This is a genomic window from Oleiphilus sp. HI0079, from assembly GCF_001635105.1.
In genome coordinates, this window is sequence record NZ_LWFT01001318.1 from 1 (window position 1) to 1009 (window position 1009).

Consider the following 1009-nt stretch of genomic DNA (forward strand, 5'->3'; position numbering starts at 1 on the left):
GCCCCTCCATTTCGCGAACCACTTTAGGCTCGACACCCAAGTCTTTGGCAACAGACTCTACTTCATCGGCGGTAAACCACGCTAGACGCTTTTTAGAGCTGCGCAAATTGAAGAACATTTTGCGTTGCGCTTTTGTTGTAGCGATCTTAACGATCCGCCAGTTACGCAGGATAAACTCATGAATTTCTGCTTTGATCCAGTGTACGGCAAAAGAGACGAGACGCACTCCGTAGGTTGGATCGAACCGCTTGACCGCTTTCATTAGGCCAACATTGCCCTCTTGAATTAGGTCAGCCTGAGCGAGTCCGTAACCGGAATAGCTCTTTGCAATATGCACGACAAAACGCAGGTGCGACATGATCAAATGTCTCGCCGCTAATAGGTCGTTTTCATCGTGAAGTCGTGATGAGAGTTCGCGTTCTTCTTCAACTGATAAAATTGGTATGCTGTTTACAGTGCGCATGTACGACTCAAGGTTTCCGCCTGGAATCAACATATCAACTGGTTTTAAGCTTGTACCCATTAAAATTCCTCTAGTTGTTAAGCAAACATCATAGCATTTTGAAGGTTTTACGCTCAAGGTGTACGCATTGGACTACTTGATTTCTCAGAGGTTCCGTTGCGAAGACGTAAGAGAACTAAAGTTTAGTTTGGTTCTATTTCGCTAATGTGTCGTTTTACGGATAAACGAGCACCAATCCAACCAAGAAACGTACCTATCGTTAGGATAAAAAGTGTAGATTCAAAGTTTAAGCCTGACAAACTAAAATCGCTTTGATAGGACGTGGTTAGGAGTTCTACTGGCTGCGTTAGTATTGCCAGAACGACATAGCTGAACACGATGGCTAAAATGCCGCCGCCAAGGCCGTAAAAAATTCCCATGTATAAGAATGGACGACAAACGAAGGCGTCCGTCCCTCCAACTAGTTTGAGCACAGCGATCTCGTCCTTTCTACTTTCTATCGCAAGACGAACAGTATTCCCAAGTACGAGAACAACGGCGATGCTA

Annotated in this window: 2 protein-coding genes; both read right to left on the reverse strand. The window is 45.0% G+C overall.

All coding sequences use genetic code 11. The features are described 5' to 3' along the window. On the reverse strand, positions 1-523 hold a 523-nt coding region (locus tag A3750_RS22855), incomplete at its 3' end, for an RNA polymerase factor sigma-32 (RefSeq protein WP_156498865.1). A 122-nt stretch (positions 524-645) separates the two neighbouring features. Then, the coding region (locus A3750_RS22860; RefSeq protein WP_156498866.1) for an FtsX-like permease family protein at positions 646-1009 on the reverse strand (364 nt) is incomplete at its 5' end.